The following is a 22002-nucleotide window of genomic DNA, read 5'->3' as shown; positions in this document are numbered from 1 at the left end:
GACACATAGGACCGGGCCGAGCACCGTGTCCAGGCGTCTTCACCCGCCGGACTGGCGGCCTTCAATCGCGCACAGGAGCACCGCCGCGGCGATGCCCAGACGCCGATCCAACCGGCGCTGCGTGTCCACGGAGAAGTCCAGGTCGATCTTCTGGATGAACGGGTTGAAGTGCTGCCGGAAGCTGAACACCTGCTCGCTGCCCAGCGTGCCGGTGAAGGTCTGGGGAATCAGGTTGGTGAGGAAGCGCCGCACGAGCGCCAGCAGCATGCTGTCCTCCTCCACCTTGCCCACCTCCTGCCCGTCCGCGTCCAGGATGAGCCAGGTGTCGCGCAGGATGGAGCTCAGGGCCTTGCGGCGCAGCGCGCCCACGCGCTCTCCCGTCGCCGCGTCCGTGACGTCGTAGGTGGCGCCGAAGTCCAGGATGCTGCGGGCCTGGATGGTGATGAGCTCCTCCTGCATGTCCTCGCCGCTGTAGACGCGCAGGTCCTCCTTCAGCTTGAAGGCCTTCATCTTCGAGTAGAAGGCGACGTTGCCCGCCGCGTCGTAGATGTGGAACGCGCCGCCGAACAGCTTGAAGAACTTGCGGCGGAGCATGAAGCGGGTCTGGCCGAAGCGCCCGGAGGCAAGCTCACTCCGGGGACGGGTCTGGAGGGCGGTGGACATGACTCCCTCCCTAGCGCGAAGCGGCGCGCGGAGCCAGGGGCCTGCTTCAGGCGCCGCGCCGCTCGTGCTGCTGGAAGGCCTCCAACTGCGCGGTCAGCGCGCGCTGGAACGCGGGCCGGGCCTCACAGCGTTCCTTGTAGGCCTTGAGCGTGGGGTGGGCGTCGAGCATGTCGGTGTGCCTGAGGATGCGCAGCACCGTGGTCATCATCAGGTCGCCCGCGGTGAAGCGGTCCTCCAGGTACTCGCGGTCTCCCAGCCAGGTGGCCAGCTCGCCCAGGCGGTGGTCGAGCCGCGCCACCACGTCGGGCCGGTGGAGCTTCGCCCACTGGGCATCCGGCACGAACAGGTCGATCTCCGCGAGCTGCTGGACGTAGATCTCCAGCGAGTTCAGCGCCGCGAACACCCACGTGAGCGCGCGCGCCCGGCCCGCCTCGTCCCTGGGGAAGAGCACCTCGCTCCGCGACGCGAGGTGGACCACGATGGCGCCGGATTCGAAGAGCGTCAGGCCGTCCTCCTGGAACACCGGCACCTGACCGAAGGGCTGCTGCGCGCGGTAGTCCGCGGACTTCTGCACCTGCGGGTCGATGAGCCGCGCCTCGTACGGCAGGCCCGCCTCCTCCAGCGCCCACCTCACCCGGAGGTCACGGACCACGCCCTGCGCGAACGGCGGCACCCACTTGAATGCACTGATGGTGATCATGCCCGGCAGCCTCGCGCCGCTCCGTCAGGCATGACCAGCGTCATCCGTGGCGCATGTCGCCGGAGTGACGGGCTTGGAGCGTGGATGGCGACCCGCGGGGGGCGGACGGGGCCGCGGTCAGAACGCCAGGTTGAGTTGGAGCGTCACCAGGTTGGACGAGCCCGGTTCGCGGGCCAACTGCACCGCTCCCTGCTGCGCGGGGTTTGGAGCATCCTGATGCGCGAACTGGTAGCGCAGCTTGAAGGCCAGGAAGGGCGCGTCCACGAACCACGCGAGCTGCCCCTCCACGATGTAGAGCGTGTCGTCGTCCAGATCGAGGCTCGCGTTCAGCCAGGACAGCCGCACCCCGGCGTCCAGCACCTTCTTGTAGAAGACCCAGTCCGCCTGCCCCCACGCCCCCACGCTGGTGTAGTTCGGCCCCGCGGGGTCTTCCGGCTGGGTGCGCTCCAGCCAGCCCTCCGCGTAGAAGGTGAAGCGCTGGGCCTGGAGCATGAAGTCCACGCCGCCGGTGGCGAACTTGCGCAGGCCCTCGTCGGTGACGTCGAACCCGCCCGTCTCCACGTTGAAGTTCTCGTCGCGCCGCTCCACCTTGCCGCCCGCGCCCTGCACCGTGAAGGACACGCGGAAGGGCGAGCCCTTGTCATCCGACATGATGTACGGCAGTTCGCCGTAGCCCATGGGGCCCATGGGGCTCACCGTGAGCCGCACGTTGGACACCCACCGGCCGGGGTCGGACGTGATGGAGCGCAGGGGCGAGCCGCCGAAGATGCCCGCGTAGTACTCCAGCGTCTTCGTGGTCCCCATCAACGTCACGCCCTTGTCGCGGCCGGTCCAGAAGTAGTTCGCCACCGCGGCGAACTCCGGAAAGAGGATCTGCTGCGGCCCCAGGGACTCGTGCCGGCTGATGGGCGTGTAGAACTGCCCGGCCCTCACCCCCAGGGCCTTCCAGGGCTGCAGGTCCACGAACGAGTCCAGCAGGTACGGCGCCCCCGGCGACGCCAGCTCCAGCGACGTCCAGAAGGAGATCCACGGCCGGAACATGTTGCCGTAGAGGCGCGGACGCAGGAACGGGAACGCCGTGCGGGCCTTGGACTGGCCGTCGTCCCACACGGGCTCCAGCTTGTAGCCGCTCTGGAGGCCCACCCCCAGTTTGTAGTTCCCGTCCTCCGACGTGACGGCGAAGCCCTTGTCCTTGGGGGGCGTCTCCACCTTCGGAGGACCCCCGCCGTCCTTCGCCGGCGCCCCGGCCTCCGCGCCCAGCGCCGCGAGCACGCCCAGAATCCCCGCCCAGCCCCGCCCCTTGCGCATGCCCAGGCCCCCGGCCCCCTCTCACGGGGACCGGAGCATGGTGGGAGGCGAGGGCCCGGATGACATCACCGCCCGCGGTGCCTTGCGCCTATCGCTGGCCGGACACGCCCCCACCTGAACGGGCCGCCTGCTTGGGGCCGCCCGAGAAGACATCCCCGCCCAGCTCCGTGACGATGGCCTCCACCGCCTTCTGGCCGCGCACGCTGTTGCCCGCCTTGTCCAGCGGCGGGGAGAACGTCGCCACCGCGAAGCGGCCGGGCACCACCGCCACGATGCCGCCGCCCACGCCGCTCTTGGCCGGCAGGCCCGCGGTGAAGGACCAGTCCCCGGAGTTCTCATAGAGGCCCGTGGTGAGCATCAGCGACAGCACCTTCTGCGCGTTGTCGGCGTCCACCACGCGCTTGCCGGTGACGGGGTTGGTGCCGCTGTTGGCCAGCGTGGCCCCCATGATGGCCAGGTCCTTCGCGGTGACGTTCACCGAGCACTGGCGCGTGTAGAGGTCCAGCGCCTCCATCGGGTCGCCGGGCAGCGCGTCGTAGGACTTGAGCAGCCAGGAGATGGCGCGGTTGCGCGTATTGGTGGCGGACTCGGAGCGGTAGACGTCCTCGTTCACGCTGAGCTGCCGCCCGGCGAAGTCTTCGAACGTGCCCTGGATGCGGGACCACCGCTCGTCCGCGTCCTTCGCCGGCACCATGCTCACCGCGGTGATGGCGCCCGCGTTCACCAGCGGGTTGCCCGCGGGCGGCCGTTTCGCCTCCTCGTTCTGCTCGATGGCGGTGATGGAGTTGAAGGGCTCGCCGGTGGCGTTGGCGCCGATCTTCTTCTCCACCTGATCCGCCCCCACGTCCTCGAGGATGCGCGCCAGCGTGAAGGGCTTGGACACGGACTCGATGGCGAAGGGATGCTCCGAGTCACCCACCGAGTAGACACGCCCGTCCACGGTCACCAGCACGATGCCGAAGAGGTTCGGGTCCACCTTCGCCAGCGACGGGATGTAATCCGCGTTCTTGCCGGCCTTCACCCCCTTGAAGCGCGCGTGTGCCCGCTGCAGCGCGTCCTTCGCCTCCGTCGCGGACACCGCCGCGGTGTCGGGCGTGCGCTGCGTCCGCTGCGCGGTGGCGGGCGCCTGCGCGGCCAGCCCCACCCCTGGCGCCCCCCAGAGCCCCACCGCGCAGACGAGCCCCACGGCCGCCCGCCCCTTCCTGCTCCAGATTCCCTTCGCCATGGACCGTCCTCCCTCGTGTGTGGGTTCACCCTGGAGACGCAGGCCCCTGTCGCACAAGGCACGCCCGGCGGGTGCAATGGGAGGCCGTGCCGCTGGCCGTCCCTCCCTGAAGGTCGACGCCCTTCGCGCGCGCGCACCCCATTTCCAGTGGGGAAGCCCACCCACCACCAAGGAGCGCGCATGCCGCTGCATGGAAGGGACGAAGTCCGCGACCGCATCAACGACGACGTCTACGCCTCACCGGACCTGTCCATCCCAATGCCCAAGTTCCGCATCCCGGACGACGAGCACAGCGCGGAGCACGCCTACGCGGTGGTGCACGACGAACTGCTGCTGGACGGCAACTCGCGGCAGAACCTGGCCACCTTCTGCCAGACGTGGGCCGAGCCCCAGGTGCACCGGCTGATGGACGAGTGCCTGGACAAGAACATGATCGACAAGGACGAGTACCCGCAGACCGCGGAGATTGAAACGCGCTGCGTGAACATGCTCGCCGACCTCTGGCACGCGCCGGACGTGAACAACTCCATTGGCACCTCCACCACCGGCTCCAGCGAGGCGGCGATGCTGGGCGGCCTGGCCCTGAAGTGGCGCTGGCGCAAGCGGCGCGAGGCCGAAGGCAAGCCCACGGACAAGCCCAACCTCATCTGCGGACCGGTGCAGATCTGCTGGCACAAGTTCGCGCGCTACTTCGACGTGGAGCTGCGGCAGGTGCCGCTCGCGCCCGGACGGATGACGCTGACGCCGCAGGAGGTGCTCAAGTATTGCGACGAGAACACCATCGGCGTGGTGCCCACGCTGGGCGTCACCTTCAACCTCGTCTACGAGCCGGTGCAGGCCATCTCGGAGGCGCTGGACGACCTCCAGCGCCGCACGGGCCTGGACATCCCCATCCACGTGGACGCGGCGAGCGGCGGCTTCCTCGCGCCGTTCATCCACAAGGACGTGGTGTGGGACTTCCGCCTCGAACGGGTGAAGTCCATCAACGCCTCCGGCCACAAGTTCGGCCTGACGCCGCTGGGCTGCGGCTGGGTGGTGTGGCGCGACAAGAACGACCTGCCGGACGAGCTGGTGTTCCGCGTGGACTACCTGGGCGGGGACATGCCGACGTTCGCGCTGAACTTCTCGCGGCCGGGCGGGCAGATCGTCATCCAGTACTACAACTTCCTGCGCCTGGGGAAGGAGGGCTACCGGCGCGTGCAGCAGGCGTGCTCGGACACCGCGAACTTCATGGCGAAGGCCATCGAGCAGATCGGCCTCTTCGACATCCTCTACGACGGCCGGGGCGGCGTGCCCGGCGTGTGCTGGAAGATGAAGGACGGCGTGAACCCCGGCTTCACGCTCTATGACCTGGCGGACCGGATGCGCGAGCGCGGCTGGCAGGTACCCGCCTACCCCATGCCCGCCAACCTCCAGGACCTGGTCGTGCAGCGTGTGCTGGTGCGCCACGGCGTCAGCCGGGACCTGGCCACGCTGCTGGTGCACGACCTGGTGGCCAGCATCGAGCACTTCCGCCGCCACCCGGTGGGCACGCCCATGTCGAAGCAAGAGGCGTCCGGCTACCACCACTGAGCCCCACGACGAAGAGGGAGCGTTCCCCATGCGAGTCATCACCCGTCACACCGTGCTCGTCGTGGGGGCCGCGGCCCTGGGGCTGGCGGCCGCCGCGCTGGCCCAGGGCACGTCCGCGCCCGGCGCGTCCCCGGCCCCACACGGCGTCTTCGGCAGGCTGCTCGGGGCGCTGGGCCACCAGCCCTTCATCCTGCTGTTCCTCGTCGTCGCGGGGGGCTACGCGCTGGGCAAGGTGCAGGTGAAGGGCGTGGGCCTGGGCGCCACCGCGGCCACGCTGCTGCTGGGAATGGTGGTGAGCCTCTGGGCCTTCCAGTCCTTCCACGTCACCTACGCCATCCCGGAGTTCACCAGCACGGTGTTCTTCAACCTCTTCATCTTCGCCATCGGCATGAAGGTGGGGCCGCAGTTCATTGGCGGCCTCCAGCGCGAGGGCCGCCACCTGCTGGTGCTGTCGCTGCTGGTGCCGCTGGCGTCCGCGCTGCTGGTGTACCTGGCGAGGTTCGTCTTCCACCTGGGGCCGGGGCTCATGGCCGGCATCCTGTCCGGCGCGAACACCGCCACGCCGGGCTTCGGCGCGGCGCAGGCGGCGCTGGGCGGCGGCGCGGTGAAGCTGCCCCCGGGCACGACGCTGGAGCAGGCCCGCGCGAACCTGACCACGTCCTACGCGCTGCTCTACTCCGTCAGCATGGTCATCTTCACGGTGATGGTGAAGGTGTTGCCGAAGGCCTTCGGCCGGGACGCGGCGGCGGATGCGAAGGCGATGGAGAAGGCGCTCGCGGGCGAGCAGCAGGCTCCCCTGCCCGGCACCGCCGAGTCCTTCCTCCGGGGCAACGCGTCCGTGCACGTGCGGGTGTTCCGCGTGGAGAGTCCGGAGGTGGACGGGCACTCGCTGGCGCAGCTTGCGCACCTGGCGCCGCGCGCGGGCATCGAGCGGGTGCTGCACGCGGGCCGCGTCTACCTGCCGGAGGAGGGGCTCGTCCTGCACCGGGGGGACGAGGTCGCCGTGGCGGGCCCGGTGGGGCTGCTGCTGCAGGGGCCCACGCGCATCGGGCCGGAGGTGAACTCACCGCTGGGAGACGTGCGCGTGGAGACGGTGGAGATCGTCGCGCACAAGGCGGACCTCGTCGGGCACACACTGGGGGAGCTGGCCCGCGAGGAGGGCCACGGCCTCTACCTCAACGCGATGTTCCGCGCCGGGGACGCGCTGCCCATCGACCCGGACGAGGTCATCCGCCGGGGTGACGTGCTGCGCGTGACGGGCAGCCGCCGGCGCCTGGAGGCGCTCCAGAAGCGCGTGGGCCACCTGGTGCGGCCCAGCCTGGTGACGGACATCATCACCCTGGCCCTGGGCCTGTCGCTGGGCGCCTTCCTGGGCGCCATCACCGTGCCGGTGGGCGGGGTGAAGTTCAGCCTGGGCTCCGCGGTGGGGCTGCTCATCGTGAGCATCGGGCTGAGCATCCTGCGCACGCACAACCCGGCGTTCGGAGGCCCCTTCCCGGAGGCCTCGCGCGAGCTGCTGGAGGACCTGGGCCTCAACGTCTTCATCGCCATCCTGGGCATCAACGCGGGCGCGGGCGTGGCGAGCGCCGTCGCCGGGGGCACGCTGATGCCCATCCTGGTGGTGGGCACCATCGCGGCGCTGGTGCCGCCCATCATCGCGTGGGCGGTGGGCCAGTACCTGATGAAGATGAACACCGCGGTGCTGATGGGCGCCGTCGCGGGGGCGCGGTGCAACAGCGCCGGCATGCGCGCGTCGCAGGAGGCCACGAACAGCATCGTGCCGGCCATCGGCTATCCGGTGACGTTCGCCGTGTCGAACCTGCTGCTCACGCTCATCTGCTACCTCTTCGCGCTGATGGGCTGACGCCCCCCGCGCGGAAGGCCCCGGACCTGCCCCGCGGGACGAGGCCCACGTCGGCTCGCGTGGGCACCTCATGCCCAGGAGGCCTCCATGACAAGCAAGGCGAAAACCTCGGGCAACGGACATGGCAAGCAGGCGAAGCAGAAGCCCAACATCCTGGTCATCTGGGGAGATGACATCGGCTTCTGGAACATCAGCGCCTACAACCAGGGGATGATGGGCTACCGCACGCCCAACATCGACCGCATCGCGAAGCAGGGCGCGATGATGACGGACTGCTATGGCCAGCAGAGCTGCACCGCGGGCCGCGCGGCGTTCATCACCGGCATGAACCCGCTTCGCACGGGGCTCACCACCATTGGCATGCCGGGCGCGAAGTACGGCCTGCAGGACTCCGACCCCACCATCGCGGAGATGCTCAAGCCGCTGGGCTACACCTGCGGCCAGTTCGGCAAGAACCACCTGGGCGACTCCAATCCCTACCTGCCCACCCACCACGGCTTCGACGAGTTCTTCGGCAACCTCTACCACCTCAACGCGGAGAACGAGCCGGAGTGCCCGGACTACCCCAAGGACCCGTCCTTCAAGGCGCGCTTCGGCCCGCGCGGCGTGCTCCACAGTTGGGCCACGAGCCGCAAGGACGTCACCGAGGATCCGCGCTGGGGTCTGGTGGGCGGCCAGCGCATCGAGGACACCGGCCCGCTCACCAAGAAGCGCATGGAGACCGTGGACGGCGAGTTCCTGGAGGGCGCGCTGGGCTTCATGGAGCGCGCCGTGGAGGAGGGCAAGCCCTTCTTCCTCTGGCACAACACCACGCGCACGCACGTCTGGACGTTCCTCCAGGAGAAGTACCGCAACGCCACGGGCTACGGCCTCTACGCGGACGCGATGCGGGAGCTGGACGACATCGTCGGGGCGCTGCTGGACAAGCTGGACGAGCTGGGCATCGCGGACAACACCCTGGTGGTCTTCTCCACCGACAACGGCGTGGAGAAGATGGGCTGGCCGGATGGAGGCAACAGCCCGTTCCGCGGGGAGAAGGGCTCGACGTGGGAGGGCGGCGTGCGGGTGCCGTGCGTGGTGCGCTGGCCGGGCGTGGTGGAGCCGGGGCGCGTCATCAACGACATCTTCGCGCACGAGGACTGGATGCCCACGCTGGTGGCGGCGGCGGGCGGCCCCGCGGACCTGGTGGAGAAGTGCAAGGGTGGCTACAAGGTGGGCCACAAGACCTTCCGGGTCCACCTGGACGGGTACGACCAGACGGGGCTGCTGGCGGGCACGGAGGAGGGCCGCCGCAACGAGTTCATCTACGTGCTCGACAGCGGCGACCTGGCGGCGGTCCGGTACAAGGACTGGAAGATCATCTTCAGCTACCAGGACGGTGAAGGCCCGGACATGTGGTTCAGCGGCAAGCGCTTCAGCCCGGCGTGGCCCTACCTCATCAACCTGCGTTCGGACCCGTTCGAATACGGGCCGCACTCCGGCCTGTACACCCAGTGGTACGGCGAGCGCATGTTCACGTTCGTCCCGGCGCAGATGCTGGTGAAGCAGTTCGCGGAGAGCCTCATCGAGTTCCTGCCCAGCCAGGCTCCGGGCAGCCTGAGCATCGGGCCGCTGAAGGAGCGCGTGAAACAGAAGATGGCACAGGCGCGCAAGCAGCATGAGGAGCCCAGCGTCGGAGACCAGGTCATGTCGCTGGCCAACGAGGTGGAGCAGTTCATCCACCGCTTCCAGCAGTCGCACCATTAGCCCAACCCCACCGCCACTGCCGACTGGAGCATCAACGGCGGTGGCGGTGCGGCTCCGCTACCTGGGCTCTGGAGGTCCCAGCTCATCCGGCAGGGGCGTCCGGAGGAACTTCAGCCCCTTGGGCAATTGGATGACCTGGAAGCCCCGGCCGTCGATCCTGACGAGCGCACCATCGACAGCGGCTCCACTGGCCAACCAAGCATCGGCGTCCGCCTGGGTCACGAAGTCCCTCGCGATGGGAACATGCGCCGAGGAGTCGGAGAACTCCCGGTGGTACTCGAGGAACCCGTCCAACTTCTTGATGCGTCGGAGATAAAGCAACGCGACAGCCGCCAGTTGGACCGCGGCCTCTTCCTTGGAACCGGGCGGATGGCTCTTGCTCACGGCATCCAGCGTCCTCAGCGTCGCTTCCATCTCGAACTCTTTGGATGCGGCCATGGCGGCCTCCTGTCCGCGGCCACTAGAGCGCAAGTGGTGCGAGAATCAACGCCCCTGAGCCGCCAGTGGCGACGACGAACGCCACGCCCGCGATGATGACGACCGTTCCAATCACCAACTCCGTCCGGTGCGTCCTCAACCAATTCAGCGCACCGTCGAGATTCGAGAACCGAAGCTCCTGGGCGTCCCCCTTCCGGGACGCCCGCTCTACGTCCTCGATGCAATCCATGTAGCGTGCGCGACACTCCTCCGTGCAGTACTCATGGTGCTTGCCAGAGCCCCACTTGATGCTCGTCAGCGGCGGAGCGGTGTTCCAGCATCGATCGAAGCACGCGACATGCTCGGCATCACAGTCGCGTCCGCCGGCGCCGCCGACTCCAGCTGCGTCTTCCGCGATGAGATAGACACGCCGCTCTGGCTTCTGGACATGGGAGCATCCGCCAGTGGCAGCGGCGGCGAGCAGCAGGCCCCATGCTCCAAGAGCTCCAAGCAGGGATGGCTTCCGGTCTCGAATGTTGCTGGCCATTCATGCCCCAACACGCGCGTCAACGTGCGGACACCCTACCCGGCCCCCGGTGCGAGTGTCATTCCCCGCGCCGGGCCGGATGTTCTCCGTTGGAGGATTTTCCACCATGCACCGGAATGACAGCCGCGACGCCACACCCGACGTGGAGCCCACCGACACCGCCGCGCGCCCCGGCCGGGCTCCGTTCCCGGACATGGTGTGGATTCCCGGCGGCACGTACTGGATGGGCTCCGACCATCACTATCCGGAAGAAGCCCCCGCGCATCAGGTGACCGTCTCCGGCTTCTGGATGGACCGCTTCACCGTGACGAACGAACAGTTCGCCCGCTTCGTCGAAGCCACCGGCTACGTCACCGTCGCCCAGCGCCCGCTCAACCCCGCGGACTATCCCGGCGCCACACCGGAGACGCTCGTCCCCGGCTCGCTCGTCTTTCAGAAGGCCCGGGGGCCCGTGGACCTGGGCAACGTGGCCAACTGGTGGAGCTATGTCCCCGAGGCCTGCTGGAAGCACCCCGAAGGCCGCCGCTCCTCCGTGAAACACCGCCGCGACCACCCCGTCGTCCACATCGCCTTCGAGGACGCGGAGGCCTACGCCACCTGGGCCGGCAAGACGCTCCCCACCGAAGCGGAGTGGGAACGCGCCGCTCGCGGCGGACTGGACCGCAACGAGTTCTGCTGGGGCAATGACTTCACCCCGAACGGCGAGCACCTGGCCAACACCTGGCAGGGCTACTTCCCGTGGCAGAACCTCCGCGAGGACGGCCACGAAGGCACCTGCCCCGTCGGCGCCTTCCCGCCCAATGGCTACGGCCTGCATGAGATGGCCGGCAACGTCTGGGAATGGACCACCGACTGGTACCAGGAGCGCCACCAGGGCAACAAAGGCAAGGCGTGCTGCATCCCCGTCAACCCGCGCGGCCCCGCCACCGCGCGGGACAGCCAGGCCCCCTCGACGCCCGCCATCACCATCCCTCGCCGCGTCCTCAAGGGCGGCAGCCACCTGTGCGCGCCCAACTACTGCCGCCGCTACCGCCCCGCCGCGCGCTCGCCCCAGGCCGTGGACAGCGGCGCCAGCCACATCGGCTTCCGCTGCATCGTGCGCCCCTAGGAGGTGACGCGCGTGGCGGACGCACAGGGACCTCCCCGAGCCAGCACCCGACGGCCCCGCGAGACCCCTGCCTTCCGTTGGTGGCTCCGGCACCAACTGTGGATTCCGCCCGTGCTGGGAGCCCTGCTGGGAGCCCTGCTGGGCATCCTCACCGTGAAGCAAACGCTCCCGGTGGCGGGGGTGCTGGCAGGCGTGGCCTGGCGGGCCACGGCCACCGAGGCGCGGAGCATGCTCTCCACGGTGCTGGGCATCGCCCTCACCTCGTTGAGCATCGTGCTGTCCCTGTCCATGCTCGTGGTGCAGAACGCCGCGGGGCAGTACTCGCCGCGCCTCTTGCGGCTGTATCTCAACAGCGCGGGCATCCGCGTGGTCATCCCGGTGTTCGTCGCCACGAGCGTGTTCTGCCTGGCGGCGACGCACGCGTTCGGCTTCGTCTCGGGGCTCGAGCGCGCGCCCCGCCCGGCGCTCGCGCTGGCCATGCTGCTGCTCATCGTCTGCGAGGGCGCGCTCATCTTCCAGGTGCTCCAGACGCTCCAGCTCATGCGCGTGGAGAACCTGGTCCGGCGGGTGCGACAGGACACGCTGGGCGCGGCCCGGACGCTCGAGCGGTTCCGGGCAGCGGACCTCGACGCGGCGGTCCCGGTCCGCGCCCGCGGGGACTCCCCGGGGACGGTCTGGCCGCTTCGCGCCCGGGCGGACGGCTTCATCGCCTCCGTCGACGCGGGGGCCCTCCTGGAGGTGGCGACGGCGCATCAGCTCACCGTCCACCTGGAGCGAGCCGTGGGGGAGCCGGTGATTCACGGCGAGCAGATGGGCTGGATGGAGCTGGAGGCGCGTGCTTCCGCGGGGCACGAGTCCAGCGAGTCGCGCGTGTGCCGCGCCATCCACCTGGACCGCTGGCGGGACGCGGACCGGGACCTCGCGCTGGGGGTGCGTCAGCTGGTGGATGTGGCCATCAAGGCGCTCTCGCCGGGGATCAATGATCCGTACACCGCGGTGGAGGCGGTGGACCAGCTGACGTTCCTCTTGTGCGGGCTCAGCCGGATGCGCCTGGGGCCCCGCGTGCTGGCGGATGCCGCGGGAACGCCTCGCGTGTTCCTGCACGGCCCCACGCTGCGGGACTACCTGGCGCTGGCCACGGATCAGATCCTCCGCTACGGCGCCGCCGAGCCCGCGGTGGTGCTCCGGCTCCTGCGGCTGGCGGCCTCCGTGGCCCAGCGCGCACGGGAGGACGAAGACCGGCGCGCGGCGCGGGAGCGGCTCCACGCCATCCTGGCCATTTCGGAGCGGAGCATCCCGGAGCCGTCACTCCCACGCCACTACGCGGAAGCGCTGGAGCAGGCCCTGGACGGAGGGCCGTGGCCGCCACTCCCGGCGATTGGCTTCTGAGCGCCGTCCATGGCCCTCACCCGCTGGCGGGTGGGGACGCGGAAGCGCCGCCGTCCACGGGGATGCGAGGCGGCACCACCACCGTCGCGAACACCAGCCCCAGCACCAGCTGGAGCGCCACCAGCATCACGTTGAACAGCCGGGCGTCCTCCGCGCCCGCGGTGCCCGAGCCGAGCAGCGCGACGATGGCCTCCGTGCCGATGAAGCCCGGCGCCAGCTGCAACATCCCCGGCAGGATGACCGTCATGGACATCCGGCCCCTCCCGCGCCCGTAGAGCAGCCCCGCCACGCCCAGCACGAACGCCGCCAGCAGCGGGCTGCCCCGGTCCCCGAGCAGCAGCTTCGCCACCACTTGCGTCCCGTAGGCGAGCAGCACGCCGCCGACAATCCACACCGCGTCGCGCGGCCGCCCCGACATGCACACCGACAGCGCCACGCCGCCCACCGCCATCAGCAGGAACGTCAGGAGCGGCGGCAGCGCGTGCGACTCGACGTGCGGTGGCAGCAGCCAGGCGAAGCGCCACAACGTCCCCGCCGCCGCGATGCCCACGCCCAGCATCAGGAAGCGCAAGAGGCCGTACATGAGCCGGGGCAGGCCCGCCTCCACCGACTCCATGGCCAGCTCCAGCGAGCCCAGCGTCACCACCATCGCGGGCACCAGCAGCACCACCCCGCCGAACAGCGCCCGCACGGCGTTGAAGGGCGGCAGGAGGAGCGTGAGCCCGAGCGCCACCAGCGACCCCAGGAACGCGGCGAGGAAGCTCTTCTGCAGGTCCACCCGATGCGACTTCAGCGTGCCGAAGTGGATGAAGCCCGCGAGGAGGCCCACGAAGAAGGCCGCGAGCATCTCCCACCACGCCCCGCCCACCCGCGCCGCCACCGCCGCGCCGTAGACGCCGTAGGCCACGAACACGAGCCACTTGGGATACGGCGCGGCGGAGGCCAGGATGCGCTCCAGCTCCGCGCGGGCCTCGGGCAGCCGCACGCGCCCGTCGGCGATGGCGTCCGCCAGCCGCAGGAGCGCGGCGGCCCGGCCCAGGTTCCAGTGCGGATTGAAGGGCAGCCTCGCGAAGGTCACGTGCGGGCGCCGCGGTGACGCCACCTCCGTCATCGCCAGGCTCTGGAGCGTGAAGACCTCCACGTCCCATCCCCACGCCTTCGCGGCCCGGCGCACGCGCTCCTCCACCAGCGGCGCCGGCTGGTAGGCCAGGTGCAACGCCTTCGCCAGGTCCAGCAGGAAGACGGTGGCCGCGGCCTCGTCCACCGTGTCGTCGTGCTTCGGCGTCATGGCGCGTCCGCCTTGGGGACCTCTTCCACCGCGCCCTTGCCGCTCGTGCTCCGCGTGTCCTTGAAGGAGAAGCTGGCGCCCACCAGCAGCGTGGCCTGGAAGAAGCGGACGTCCTGGGTCCGCATGGAGGAGGACAGGCCCAGTTGCTGGAGCGACTCCGAGAAGCGGCTGGTCTGCTTGCTGCCCCACGCCAGGTCGCCGCCCAGCGTGAAGCGCGAGCGGCCCAGCACGAAGTGGATGCCCGAGGCGACGTGGTACAGGTCCCAGCCGCCGAGCAGGGCGTTCGTCCCGGGCGTCTGGTCCAACGCGCTGAAGTCCGTGTGCCCGCTCAGGTACACCCGCACCCGGTCCCCCAGCGCCTGCTCCACGCCCAGCGCCCCGTTGAGCAGCGGCTTGAGCGCGAAGGCGTAGTCCCCGTCGATGGGCTCGGAGGCGCCGCGCGGCACGATGGGCTCCGCGTCCACCAGGGTGATGGTCGTGACACGCGCGTAGCCCTCCAGGGACGCGTACACCGCGGTCGACGCGCCGAAGTTCCGGCTGACGCCGAGCGCCGCGGACCAGGAGTTGCGGAAGTGCGCCGGCAGGTCCTCCTGATAGTTGAACACGGGGGCGGGCGCGTTCGTGTCCAGCCCCTGGGACTGGACGGCGCGCTCGTACCCCACCGAGCCCCGGCCCCAGAGCGCCACGCTCGGCGTCGTCACCGCGAGTCCCACGGCCCAGGGGCCGCGCTGGTAGCTGGCGCCCACCTTCAACAACACCCGGACGTGGTCGAACTCCAGGTCGCGGCCCAGGGTCGCCAGCAGTTGCTGGCCGGCGGCGCCGGAGCCCTGCGCCAGCGTCTGGAAGCTCAGCTCGTGATGCCGGGACGCGATGAACGGCGTCAGGCCCAGGCCCAGGTGCTCCGTGACGGGGTAGGCCCAGGAGAGGCCCGTCCAGAACTCGCTCACGGTCTGGTCCAGGCGCACGTTCGTGGACAGCAGGTCCAGGCCCTGCACGCCGGCCAGGTCCGTGCCCAGCCGCGTGCCGCGCGACTGCAGGCTGTAGGCGAAGCCCTGGCGCGTGAGCAGCGAGTAGGCCATCCGGGACTTCCCCAGGAACCCGAAGCGCAGCGAGCCGGCGATGAGCGACGGCAGCACGTCCACGTTGGAGTCGGACAGGCCCCTGCCCTGGCCCTGCCCGTCCTTCACGTTCACGTGCGTGTACTCATAGACGCTGCCGGTGAGCTCCAGCTCCGGCGCGCCCAGGAGCGCGAGCGCGCCGGGGTTGTAATAGACGGCGCTGATGTCGTTCGGGTTGCCCACGAAGGCGCCGCCCAAGAGCCACGCCCGGTTGCCGAACTGCCGCGTGGTGTAGTGCGCGTCCTGCGCCAGCGCCGGCACGGACAGCAGCAGGACCAGCACCGCGCCCGTCACCGCGCTCCCTCGGACCCTGGATTGGATTGGCGTCATGGCGTCAGTGCACCCGTGGTGAGGCGGCGGGCTCGCCGCTCCCGGCGGTCCGCGCGTCGTCTCGCGATTCGAGGTAGGCGCGTACGGCCGCGCCCACGGTGGGAAAGAGCCGGTCCTCGCCAATCCGCGCGGCCAGCCCCGAGCGCTTCAGCATCCGGCGCATGGGCGCGCGCGCCTGGGCCACGGCGAAGACGAGGCCTTCGTCCGTGAGCTCGTGGCGCACCTTCTCCAGGCTCTCGGCGGCGGTGATGTCCAGGTCGAACACGGAGGACGCGTCCAGCACGAACCACCGCACCGGGTGGCGCGACTCGGCCACCAGCCGGCGCACCTGTTCGCGCAGGAAGCGGGCGTTGGCGAAGAAGAGGGGCGCGTCGAAGCGGTAGACGACGAGGCCGGGAATCGTCTCCGCGTCCGCGTGGCCCTCCACGTCGTGCCAGCCGGGCATGCCCTCGCGCTCGCCCAGCACGGCGTCGTGCGGGTGCGCCGCGCGGCGGATGAGGTCCACCAGCGCCAGCGCCACCGCGATGAGGATGCCCTGGAGGATGCCCAGGAAGAGCACGCCCAGCATCGTCACCACCGCGAGCACCGCCTCCACCGGCCGCACGCGCCAGAGCCGGAGGACGGGCTTCACCTCCAGCAGGTACACCGCCGCGACGATGACGATGGCCCCCAGCGTCACCAGCGGCAGCTTCGACAGGAGCGGCGTGAGGAACAGCGAGAACAGGAGCACCACCCCGGCCGCGCCCACGCCGACGAGCTGCGTGCGCCCCTTCATGGACGCGTTGACCGCCGTGCGCGAGTCGCTGCCAGTCACCGGGAAGCCCTGCGTGAGGCCGGTGAGCAGGTTGGCCGCCGCCTGGCCGAAGAACTCCTGGTCGGCGTTCAGCCGGTAGCCGAAGCGGTCCGCGTAGATGCGGCCCGTGAGCACGGAGCCGGCGTAGTTCACCAGCGCGAGGCTGAAGGCCGCGGGCAGCAGCGTGCGCACGTCGTCGAAGCGCAGGGAGGGCAGGCCGAAGGAGGGCGGCGCCGCGGCGATGGGCCCCACCACCTTCACGCCGCCGTGCTCCAGTTGGAACGCCCAGGTCGCCAGCGTGGTGAGCGCCACCATCACCAGCGGCGCGGGCCAGCGCGGCAGGAAGCGGCGCATGGCCACCAGCGCCGCGACGATGGCCAGCCCCAACACCAGCGTGGGCACGTGCGTGCGGCCCACGTTCGCCGCGACCTCGTGCAACTGCCCCGCGAACGCGTTCGACCTGCGCTCCAGCCCGAACATCCGCGCCAACTGGCTGCCGATGATGATGAGCGCCGCGCCGTTGATGTAGCCGATGAGGATGGGCCGCGACAGGAAGTCCGCCAGCGCCCCCGCCCGGAACAGCCCGCCCAGGAGGCTCACGACGCCCACCATCAACGCCAGGAGCGCCGCCAGGGACGCGAGCCGCTCCGGCCCTCCGCCCGCCACCATCGGCCCCAGCGCCGTCGCGGTGAGGATGGCCGCGCCCGCCTCCGGCCCCAGCAGCAGGTGGCGCGACGGCCCGAACAGCGCGTACGCCAGCATCGCGAAGACGCCCGCGTACAGCCCCGCCGCGGGGCGCACGCCGACAATCTGCGCGTAGGCCAGTCCCTGGGGGATGAGCATCGCGCCCACGGTGAGCGCGGACAGGACGTCCGCGCGCAGCCACCGCCGCTCATAGGTCCGCGCCTGCTCGACACCCGGGAGGAAGCGGCCCAGGACATGAGCGGCCGTGGCCGCGGTGTGCTTCATGGCCCTTCTCCCCCCCGTGCGCCTGGCCTCCTGGACGCAAGGAAGGGTGGAGGCCCCCGGGCCCCGCGGCATCACCCACCGGGGTGCGTTGCGCGCATCGGTTTCAGGACAGGAAGGGGCTCACGTGCCCGTGGAGGTCCGCCTGCCGGATGGCAGTGACGGCCCGCCGCCGCGCTCGGACGCCTGGTGGCGCTGGTTCCAGAGCAGGTACGGCACCAGGGCCACGGTGCGGATGAGGAGGTACAACCCCATGACACCCAGCAGGCTCTTCATGGGATAGGTGCTGCCACCCAGGCAGAAGGCGAAGGCGGGGTTGCCGAAGACCGCGGAGATGGCCAGCGCCGTGCGGTCCCCGGGCCGGGGCCGGCCGGCCACGTGTCCCAGGGCCGCGGCCCCCAGCGTCACCACCACCATGGCGACGAACGCCCAGGGGTGGAGGCGCTTCAACAGCGGGAAGCTGGCGGCGATCAACGCCAGCGCGGCCACGCCCAGGGCGACGTTGAAGTAGAGCTTCACCGGCTTGCGCAGCCGGTGCGCCCAGACGGGCGCCACCTTCTGGAGGCCGATGCCGAGCGCGAAGGGCACGAGGAACGGGAGGATGACCCTGCCCAGGAGCACGCCGTACGGCGGCGCCTGGATGGCCACGGGGAACAGCCGCTCCAGCAGGTTCAGGGACAGCGGCATCAGCACGACGGCGACGAGCGACAGGGTGATGGACAGCGCCAGGGTCAGCGACAGGTTGCCCTTCTGCTGGGACACGACGTTGAGCGCCATGGGCAGCCCGGGGCAGAACGCCATCAGCGCGATGACGCCCGCCGCGACAGGCGGCACCGGCAGCACCTTCACCACGACGAGGGACAGCAAGGGCACGCCGATGAGACATACGCCCAGCCCTCGCGCGAACGCCGGCTGCCGCACGCCCTGGCCCAGGTTCGCCAGGTGCCACGACAGGCCCTGCGACAGCCCGAGCGCGATGATGAAGGTCGAAATCATCAGCTTGATGAGGGCATGCAAGGCGTCCATCACCGAACCTCCGCCGGGAAGATGCGCTTCCAGTCGTCGCGCATGCTGACCACGGTCCAGCCGCCCTCGCGCGCGGCCTTCAGGGACGCGTCGTTCTTCTCCTGGTAGGCGAACTCACGCTCCGCGTCGTCGTGGTGGATGAGCAACGCGAAGCCGGGGCGCGGCTGCTCCTTCGTGTACTGGAGCATCTGGATGTCACCGCCCGAGCGGACGTTGCCCGCGGCGAACACCGGCCGCCGCCCGATGCGCCGCTCGATTCCCACCGGCTTGCCGGCCTTGTCGTTGAGGTGGTCCAGGCGGGCCTCGCGCCGCAGCACCGGGTGGCCGTTGCCGTCGTCGAACTTCTCCTGGAGGTCGCTGCCGATGACCTGCTGGGGCGGGATGCCGTAGGTGTCCTCGGAGACGACGCGCATGAAGTCCGTGCCACCGCCCGAGGAGATCCACGTCTGGAAGCCGTTGGCGCGCAGGTACTGGAGCAGCTCCAGCATGGGTGCGTAGGCGAGCTGCGTGTAGGGCACGCCGAGCTTCGGGTGGCGCGCGGTCTGGAAGAAGGCGCGGGCCTCGCGGGCGAACTCGTCCTGCGTCTTGCCTTTGTAGGTGGCGGCGAACAGCTCCATCAACTGGGGCTCGTCCATGGAGGACAGCAGGGCCACGTCCCCTTCCAGCACGGCCTTGAAGGGCTGCCGCTTCGCGAGCGACGCGTCCTGCTTCACGGCCGCCTTGACCTGCTCCAGCAGGAAGGCGCCCTGGACGACGGGCTGCTCCTGCCAGAGCGTGCCGTCGTTGTCGAAGGTGGCGATGCGCTCCTCCGGGGGGATGTAGCCAGGGCTGCCCTCGGTGGTGGCGCGGGTGACGAAGTCGATGATGGACTGCTTCACCGGGCCGTCATTCCAGGACGGCAGCGGATCCGCCGCCAGCGCCTGGAGGGGGATGGCGAGCCACAGCGCCAGCGCCCACGGCAGGCAGGCCGGGCCCATCCCTGTGCGTCGCCTCACGGTCGCCTCCTGTCCCGGTGCAATCCCAGACATGAGGTTGGGAACGCGGAGGTCACTCCACAACGCGGCGTGGAGGGCGCGGGAGGAGCGCCCGCCGTGCCCGGCCGCCAGTGAGGAGGCGGCGTCTGGCGGAGGGGGAAACGGCGCAGCACAGGCCCCCCATGAGTCCGAGCAGCAAGCAACGCGTTCGGGCTCCCGCCATCACGTCCTCCCCTGCCTGTGCCGCGCCCGGGGATGAAGCTGGTGAGGAAGTGGAGGCGGTCGCCACGGAACGTGGGTCGCACGGGGATGTCCGCTGAAGCGGCCCGGTGCCTGCCTTCGGACGCGCGTGCACGCATCCAGGCGCCCGCTCACTCCGGGTCGAGCTCCCAGGTGCCTTCGGCCCAGCGTTGAAGGTTCAAGGTGGCGCCAATGGCCGCCAGGCCTCCTTCCGCCGCGATGGCCTCCAACACCGCCTTCGACTCCTCCGTGCGATATCGCAGGAGGAATGATGCCGCCATGCCTCGCACGTCCGCGCGGGGATGCTTCAGCAAGGTGGAGAGCGCCTCCCGGCCGGCATCGCCCTGCGCGAGCAGCGCGTCCAAGGCAGCTCCGTACTTCCGAGCATGCTTGTTGCCCTTCCTGGAGTCACCCTCCCGGATGCAGTCGCCCTGCGCGGCGACATGGTGCGCGAACTGTTCAACGAGTTCCTTCAACTCCATCACCATGCTCCCTTCGAGACCTGCTCCAAGACGAACGTCCCAAAGCGGCGTTGCTCCTCGAAAGGCTGGGGGCTCAGCCATTCCACGTTCCCGGGCGTCTGCTCGACGATGTGATGCCACTGCTTGCCAGCGCCCGCGGGCCCCATGGCCTGCTTGAAGCCGCTGAACGAGCCCCAGGACCTGACACCGGGAGTCGGCGGAGGACCTCCTCCTCCCGGTCCTTGAGCCGTCATCGCGACCGCGCCCGGCGCCAGGGAGAGCGTGACGGTGCCCGCGCCCACCGCGACCGACCGCACTTCGCCTACCGCCGTGAGCCGGACTCCCAACTGGGACCCGGCCTGCACGGAAGCCTGCGCAGCTCCTGGTAGTGCGGGCACGCTCCGCCAGCCCCGCCGCGGTGTTCCCCATCGCCGCCGTGGCCAGCATCACGAAGGCACGTGCCGCGTTGCGCCCCATGACCTTGCCGTACCGCTCCCCCGCCTGACGCAGTTCATTGAACGTGAGGGCCCTGTCCGAGGCCTCCACCAGTTGTCTGAAGCCGACGATGAGCCCCCAGAACGTGTCGATGCCCACGTAGGCGATGAGCGTGGCGGTCATCACCGCCGCGATTCCCTTGGAGATGGGCTCCGGCACCGCGAGCAGGACCATGTACGTGGTCCACGTCCACAGCACCGCGGCCATCATGGCTTCAGGGTCGGCCATGCCCTTGAAGGCATCCATCATCTCCGTGAGGACCACTCCCCGGGCCAGCGCCATGGCGAGCACGTAGCGGCCGTCACCATCCAGCCCCCAACGGCGTGATGCGCCGCTCGCGTGGCTCGAAGCGGTAGGTGCCACTGCGAGCTTCCATCTGGAACAACTCACGCGCGGCTTGCTGCGGACGGGAAGAAGGCCGGACGCGCCGGGCGCTGTCCTTGAGTGAGGCCCCGACTTCGTCCAACGCCACCACGCGGGCGTCCTGGCGAGGAACGAAGGTGGCCTTCCGGCCCGCGCCCATGTCCAACGTCACCACCGGCCGGACACCGCCACATCCGGACAGCACGACCAGCAGAAAGACCCACCACCCACGAGCAAGCATTCGGAGCCCTCTCCCGGATGCTTAGCCTGAACCAGACAAGGGCGGAATGCGTGTCCTCTTACGCGTGGCGCCAGCGCGAAGACAGCACCGTCAGCGCCACGAGCGCACTGCCCGCTCCCGCGAGCGCCATCAGGGGCCGGCGCAGCCGCGCGCCCAGCGCCTCCAGTGCTCCGGCCGTGATCTCCCGGCTCGTGCGCCGCACCAGGTCCTGGTTGCGTGGCGACTCCCGCCAGCGGAGCGCATCCTGCGCGAGCGCGCTCCCCGCGCCCCGGACGGTCGCCGCAGCGGTGCGCTCGGCCAGGGCCGCCAGGGATGCGCCCAGCGCTTCCGCGGAGGCCTTGGGATTCGTCACCAGCTCCTCGTGAAGGCCCGCCGCCAATCCCCGCACCAGCCCCTGCCCCGCTCGCTCCACCAGTTCGACCAACACGCCGGAGTCCTCGCGCAGCTTGGACTCGACTCCCAGCACCAGCCCCCGGCCCACCTTCGCGGCCACTTCCTCCCCCAACGGCACCACGCCGCGCGCGTCCTCCAGGATGGCTGGCAGGGAGTCGTGCAACTGCTCCGTGGCCGCCTTCACCACGCCCCGAGCCATCGCCTGGGCGCGCTCGCCCGGTGTGCGGATCTCATCCGTGCGGGAATGGGCGAATGACACCACTTCATCGAAGAGGTGGTTGAGCCTCACCACGAAGCCGTGGAGCGGCAGGCCCCCGTCGTTCCACTCCTTCTCCAACGCCTTTAGAGCCCCCTCCATGGCCGCCCCTGCCAGAACCTCGGTCGCTTCCGCCGGCGCTCCCGGTTCTCGCTCGGCGGCTTCGTGCACCATGCGGCTCAGCACCGTGAGCAGGTCCTGGAGCAAGGTGTTCAACTGACCGTCCGCGCCGGGGACCTCCTCGCGGATTCCGTCGGCTGTGCCGCGCACCACACCGGTCGCGATCTCGGCCGCCATCACGCGCTGCAGCGACACGGTCAGGTTGCGCAGCGCCTCGATGGGTCCCGTGCGGCCCGTGACTCCCATCGGCACACCCGTCCTTCCACAGGAGGTTCCCCTTGAGGATGAGAACCCCGGTGCGCCCGGGCAACGACCTCCCGCCACGCCCTCCGCACGACAGGCCGCTCGCCCTCCGGTTGTCCGTCGCCCGCCGCGTCCCCAACCCTTACGCGCAAAGAC

Annotated in this window: 21 protein-coding genes; 6 read left to right on the top strand and 15 right to left on the bottom strand. The window is 70.2% G+C overall.

The window, feature by feature from the left end:
- Nucleotides 1-39 precede the first annotated feature (39 nt).
- The 4 genes from JYJ93_RS11180 to glsA form a co-directional block, all read right to left on the bottom strand.
- The gene (locus JYJ93_RS11180; protein WP_206789320.1) at nt 40-663 is read right to left on the bottom strand and encodes a hypothetical protein; all 624 of its coding nucleotides are present in this window, start codon (nt 661-663) and stop codon (nt 40-42) included.
- Between the two features lie 46 nt (nt 664-709).
- Nucleotides 710-1363 carry a glutathione S-transferase family protein gene (locus tag JYJ93_RS11175; RefSeq protein ID WP_206789318.1) on the bottom strand — a complete coding sequence of 218 codons (654 nt, stop codon included), beginning with the start codon at nt 1361-1363 and terminating at the stop codon, nt 710-712.
- Nucleotides 1364-1480: 117 nt separating this feature from the next.
- A complete protein-coding gene (locus tag JYJ93_RS11170) occupies nt 1481-2671 on the bottom strand; it encodes a porin (protein WP_206789316.1) in 1191 nt (396 codons plus the stop codon).
- Nucleotides 2672-2759: 88 nt separating this feature from the next.
- Nucleotides 2760-3896 carry a glutaminase A gene (gene glsA, locus JYJ93_RS11165; RefSeq protein ID WP_206789309.1) on the bottom strand — a complete coding sequence of 379 codons (1137 nt, stop codon included), beginning with the start codon at nt 3894-3896 and terminating at the stop codon, nt 2760-2762.
- 180 nt (nt 3897-4076) lie between these two features.
- Here glsA and JYJ93_RS11160 point away from each other — a divergent pair, with 180 nt between their 5' ends.
- The 3 genes from JYJ93_RS11160 (at nt 4077) to JYJ93_RS11150 (ending at nt 9078) form a co-directional block, all read left to right on the top strand.
- Nucleotides 4077-5468 (top strand): glutamate decarboxylase, encoded by a 1392-nt coding sequence (locus JYJ93_RS11160; protein WP_206789308.1) that lies wholly within the window; start codon nt 4077-4079, stop codon nt 5466-5468.
- 28 nt (nt 5469-5496) lie between these two features.
- Nucleotides 5497-7332 (top strand): TrkA C-terminal domain-containing protein, encoded by a 1836-nt coding sequence (locus JYJ93_RS11155; RefSeq protein ID WP_206789306.1) that lies wholly within the window; start codon nt 5497-5499, stop codon nt 7330-7332.
- A gap of 87 nt (nt 7333-7419) precedes the next feature.
- The gene (locus JYJ93_RS11150; RefSeq protein ID WP_206789303.1) at nt 7420-9078 is read left to right on the top strand and encodes an arylsulfatase; all 1659 of its coding nucleotides are present in this window, start codon (nt 7420-7422) and stop codon (nt 9076-9078) included.
- A gap of 57 nt (nt 9079-9135) precedes the next feature.
- Here the strand turns inward: JYJ93_RS11150 and JYJ93_RS11145 are convergent, their stop codons facing one another.
- Together JYJ93_RS11145 and JYJ93_RS39940 are read right to left on the bottom strand one after the other, a co-directional pair.
- Complete coding sequence (locus tag JYJ93_RS11145; protein ID WP_206789301.1) at nt 9136-9516, bottom strand: hypothetical protein; 381 nt, start codon at nt 9514-9516, stop codon at nt 9136-9138.
- A 22-nt stretch (nt 9517-9538) separates the two neighbouring features.
- Nucleotides 9539-10042, bottom strand: coding sequence for a hypothetical protein (locus JYJ93_RS39940; RefSeq protein ID WP_242543768.1), 504 nt, complete (start codon nt 10040-10042; stop codon nt 9539-9541).
- A 106-nt stretch (nt 10043-10148) separates the two neighbouring features.
- Between JYJ93_RS39940 and JYJ93_RS11135 the strand changes: the two genes are divergently transcribed.
- Nucleotides 10149-11150: a formylglycine-generating enzyme family protein gene (locus tag JYJ93_RS11135; protein WP_206789299.1), complete on the top strand. Its 1002-nt coding sequence runs from the start codon at nt 10149-10151 to the stop codon at nt 11148-11150.
- 3 nt (nt 11151-11153) lie between these two features.
- The gene (locus tag JYJ93_RS11130; RefSeq protein WP_206789297.1) at nt 11154-12539 is read left to right on the top strand and encodes a DUF2254 domain-containing protein; all 1386 of its coding nucleotides are present in this window, start codon (nt 11154-11156) and stop codon (nt 12537-12539) included.
- A gap of 16 nt (nt 12540-12555) precedes the next feature.
- Here the strand turns inward: JYJ93_RS11130 and JYJ93_RS11125 are convergent, their stop codons facing one another.
- The 7 genes from JYJ93_RS11125 to JYJ93_RS39935 all read right to left on the bottom strand — a co-directional run bounded on the left by JYJ93_RS11125 (nt 12556) and on the right by JYJ93_RS39935 (nt 20100).
- Nucleotides 12556-13827, bottom strand: a complete 1272-nt coding sequence (locus JYJ93_RS11125) for a threonine/serine exporter family protein (protein ID WP_206789295.1) — start codon at nt 13825-13827, stop codon at nt 12556-12558.
- Nucleotides 13824-15275, bottom strand: a complete 1452-nt coding sequence (locus JYJ93_RS11120) for a hypothetical protein (RefSeq protein WP_206789293.1) — start codon at nt 15273-15275, stop codon at nt 13824-13826. The genes JYJ93_RS11125 and JYJ93_RS11120 overlap by 4 nt, the downstream gene beginning before the upstream one ends.
- Nucleotides 15276-15279: 4 nt before the next feature.
- Nucleotides 15280-17037 (bottom strand): sulfate permease, encoded by a 1758-nt coding sequence (gene sulP / locus JYJ93_RS11115; RefSeq protein WP_206789291.1) that lies wholly within the window; start codon nt 17035-17037, stop codon nt 15280-15282.
- 120 nt (nt 17038-17157) lie between these two features.
- Nucleotides 17158-18060, bottom strand: a complete 903-nt coding sequence (locus JYJ93_RS11110; RefSeq protein WP_206789283.1) for a bile acid:sodium symporter — start codon at nt 18058-18060, stop codon at nt 17158-17160.
- Entirely contained in the window at nt 18060-19055 is a 996-nt protein-coding gene (locus tag JYJ93_RS11105; protein ID WP_269012801.1) for an HAD family hydrolase, read from the bottom strand. Before JYJ93_RS11105 ends, JYJ93_RS11110 begins: the two co-directional genes overlap by 1 nt.
- Before the next feature lie 350 nt (nt 19056-19405).
- Complete coding sequence (locus tag JYJ93_RS11100; protein ID WP_330166752.1) at nt 19406-19762, bottom strand: DUF2019 domain-containing protein; 357 nt, start codon at nt 19760-19762, stop codon at nt 19406-19408.
- Nucleotides 19756-20100 (bottom strand): hypothetical protein, encoded by a 345-nt coding sequence (locus JYJ93_RS39935; RefSeq protein ID WP_242543767.1) that lies wholly within the window; start codon nt 20098-20100, stop codon nt 19756-19758. Before JYJ93_RS39935 ends, JYJ93_RS11100 begins: the two co-directional genes overlap by 7 nt.
- Nucleotides 20101-20336: 236 nt before the next feature.
- Between JYJ93_RS39935 and JYJ93_RS39930 the strand changes: the two genes are divergently transcribed.
- Nucleotides 20337-20525, top strand: a complete 189-nt coding sequence (locus JYJ93_RS39930) for a hypothetical protein (protein WP_242543766.1) — start codon at nt 20337-20339, stop codon at nt 20523-20525.
- Nucleotides 20526-20531: 6 nt separating this feature from the next.
- On the opposite strand, the gene JYJ93_RS39925 is transcribed toward JYJ93_RS39930, so the two are convergent.
- Together JYJ93_RS39925 and JYJ93_RS11090 are read right to left on the bottom strand one after the other, a co-directional pair.
- Nucleotides 20532-20834 (bottom strand): hypothetical protein, encoded by a 303-nt coding sequence (locus tag JYJ93_RS39925; RefSeq protein ID WP_242543765.1) that lies wholly within the window; start codon nt 20832-20834, stop codon nt 20532-20534.
- Between the two features lie 58 nt (nt 20835-20892).
- Nucleotides 20893-21849: a hypothetical protein gene (locus tag JYJ93_RS11090; protein ID WP_206800238.1), complete on the bottom strand. Its 957-nt coding sequence runs from the start codon at nt 21847-21849 to the stop codon at nt 20893-20895.
- Nucleotides 21850-22002: the final 153 nt, after the last annotated feature.

The sequence above is a fragment of the Corallococcus sp. NCSPR001 genome (genome assembly GCF_017309135.1).
Lineage (GTDB): Bacteria > Myxococcota > Myxococcia > Myxococcales > Myxococcaceae > Corallococcus.
This window is presented reverse-complemented; position numbering and strand designations above follow the sequence as displayed.

Bases quoted from the DNA above. Each gene is read 5' to 3' on its own strand.
- JYJ93_RS11180 (WP_206789320.1), bottom strand. From the start codon at position 663: ATGTCCACCGCCCTCCAGACCCGTCCCCGGAGTGAGCTTGCCTCCGGG.
- JYJ93_RS11175 (WP_206789318.1), bottom strand. From the start codon at position 1,363: ATGATCACCATCAGTGCATTCAAGTGGGTGCCGCCGTTCGCGCAGGGC.
- JYJ93_RS11170 (WP_206789316.1), bottom strand. From the start codon at position 2,671: ATGCGCAAGGGGCGGGGCTGGGCGGGGATTCTGGGCGTGCTCGCGGCG.
- glsA (WP_206789309.1), bottom strand. From the start codon at position 3,896: ATGGCGAAGGGAATCTGGAGCAGGAAGGGGCGGGCGGCCGTGGGGCTC.
- JYJ93_RS11160 (WP_206789308.1), top strand. From the start codon at position 4,077: ATGCCGCTGCATGGAAGGGACGAAGTCCGCGACCGCATCAACGACGAC.
- JYJ93_RS11155 (WP_206789306.1), top strand. From the start codon at position 5,497: ATGCGAGTCATCACCCGTCACACCGTGCTCGTCGTGGGGGCCGCGGCC.
- JYJ93_RS11150 (WP_206789303.1), top strand. From the start codon at position 7,420: ATGACAAGCAAGGCGAAAACCTCGGGCAACGGACATGGCAAGCAGGCG.
- JYJ93_RS11145 (WP_206789301.1), bottom strand. From the start codon at position 9,516: ATGGCCGCATCCAAAGAGTTCGAGATGGAAGCGACGCTGAGGACGCTG.
- JYJ93_RS39940 (WP_242543768.1), bottom strand. From the start codon at position 10,042: ATGGCCAGCAACATTCGAGACCGGAAGCCATCCCTGCTTGGAGCTCTT.
- JYJ93_RS11135 (WP_206789299.1), top strand. From the start codon at position 10,149: ATGCACCGGAATGACAGCCGCGACGCCACACCCGACGTGGAGCCCACC.
- JYJ93_RS11125 (WP_206789295.1), bottom strand. From the start codon at position 13,827: ATGACGCCGAAGCACGACGACACGGTGGACGAGGCCGCGGCCACCGTC.
- JYJ93_RS11120 (WP_206789293.1), bottom strand. From the start codon at position 15,275: ATGACGCCAATCCAATCCAGGGTCCGAGGGAGCGCGGTGACGGGCGCG.
- sulP (WP_206789291.1), bottom strand. From the start codon at position 17,037: ATGAAGCACACCGCGGCCACGGCCGCTCATGTCCTGGGCCGCTTCCTC.
- JYJ93_RS11110 (WP_206789283.1), bottom strand. From the start codon at position 18,060: ATGGACGCCTTGCATGCCCTCATCAAGCTGATGATTTCGACCTTCATC.
- JYJ93_RS11100 (WP_330166752.1), bottom strand. From the start codon at position 19,762: ATGGTGATGGAGTTGAAGGAACTCGTTGAACAGTTCGCGCACCATGTC.
- JYJ93_RS39930 (WP_242543766.1), top strand. From the start codon at position 20,337: ATGAGCGTGGCGGTCATCACCGCCGCGATTCCCTTGGAGATGGGCTCC.
- JYJ93_RS39925 (WP_242543765.1), bottom strand. From the start codon at position 20,834: ATGCTTGCTCGTGGGTGGTGGGTCTTTCTGCTGGTCGTGCTGTCCGGA.
- JYJ93_RS11090 (WP_206800238.1), bottom strand. From the start codon at position 21,849: ATGGGAGTCACGGGCCGCACGGGACCCATCGAGGCGCTGCGCAACCTG.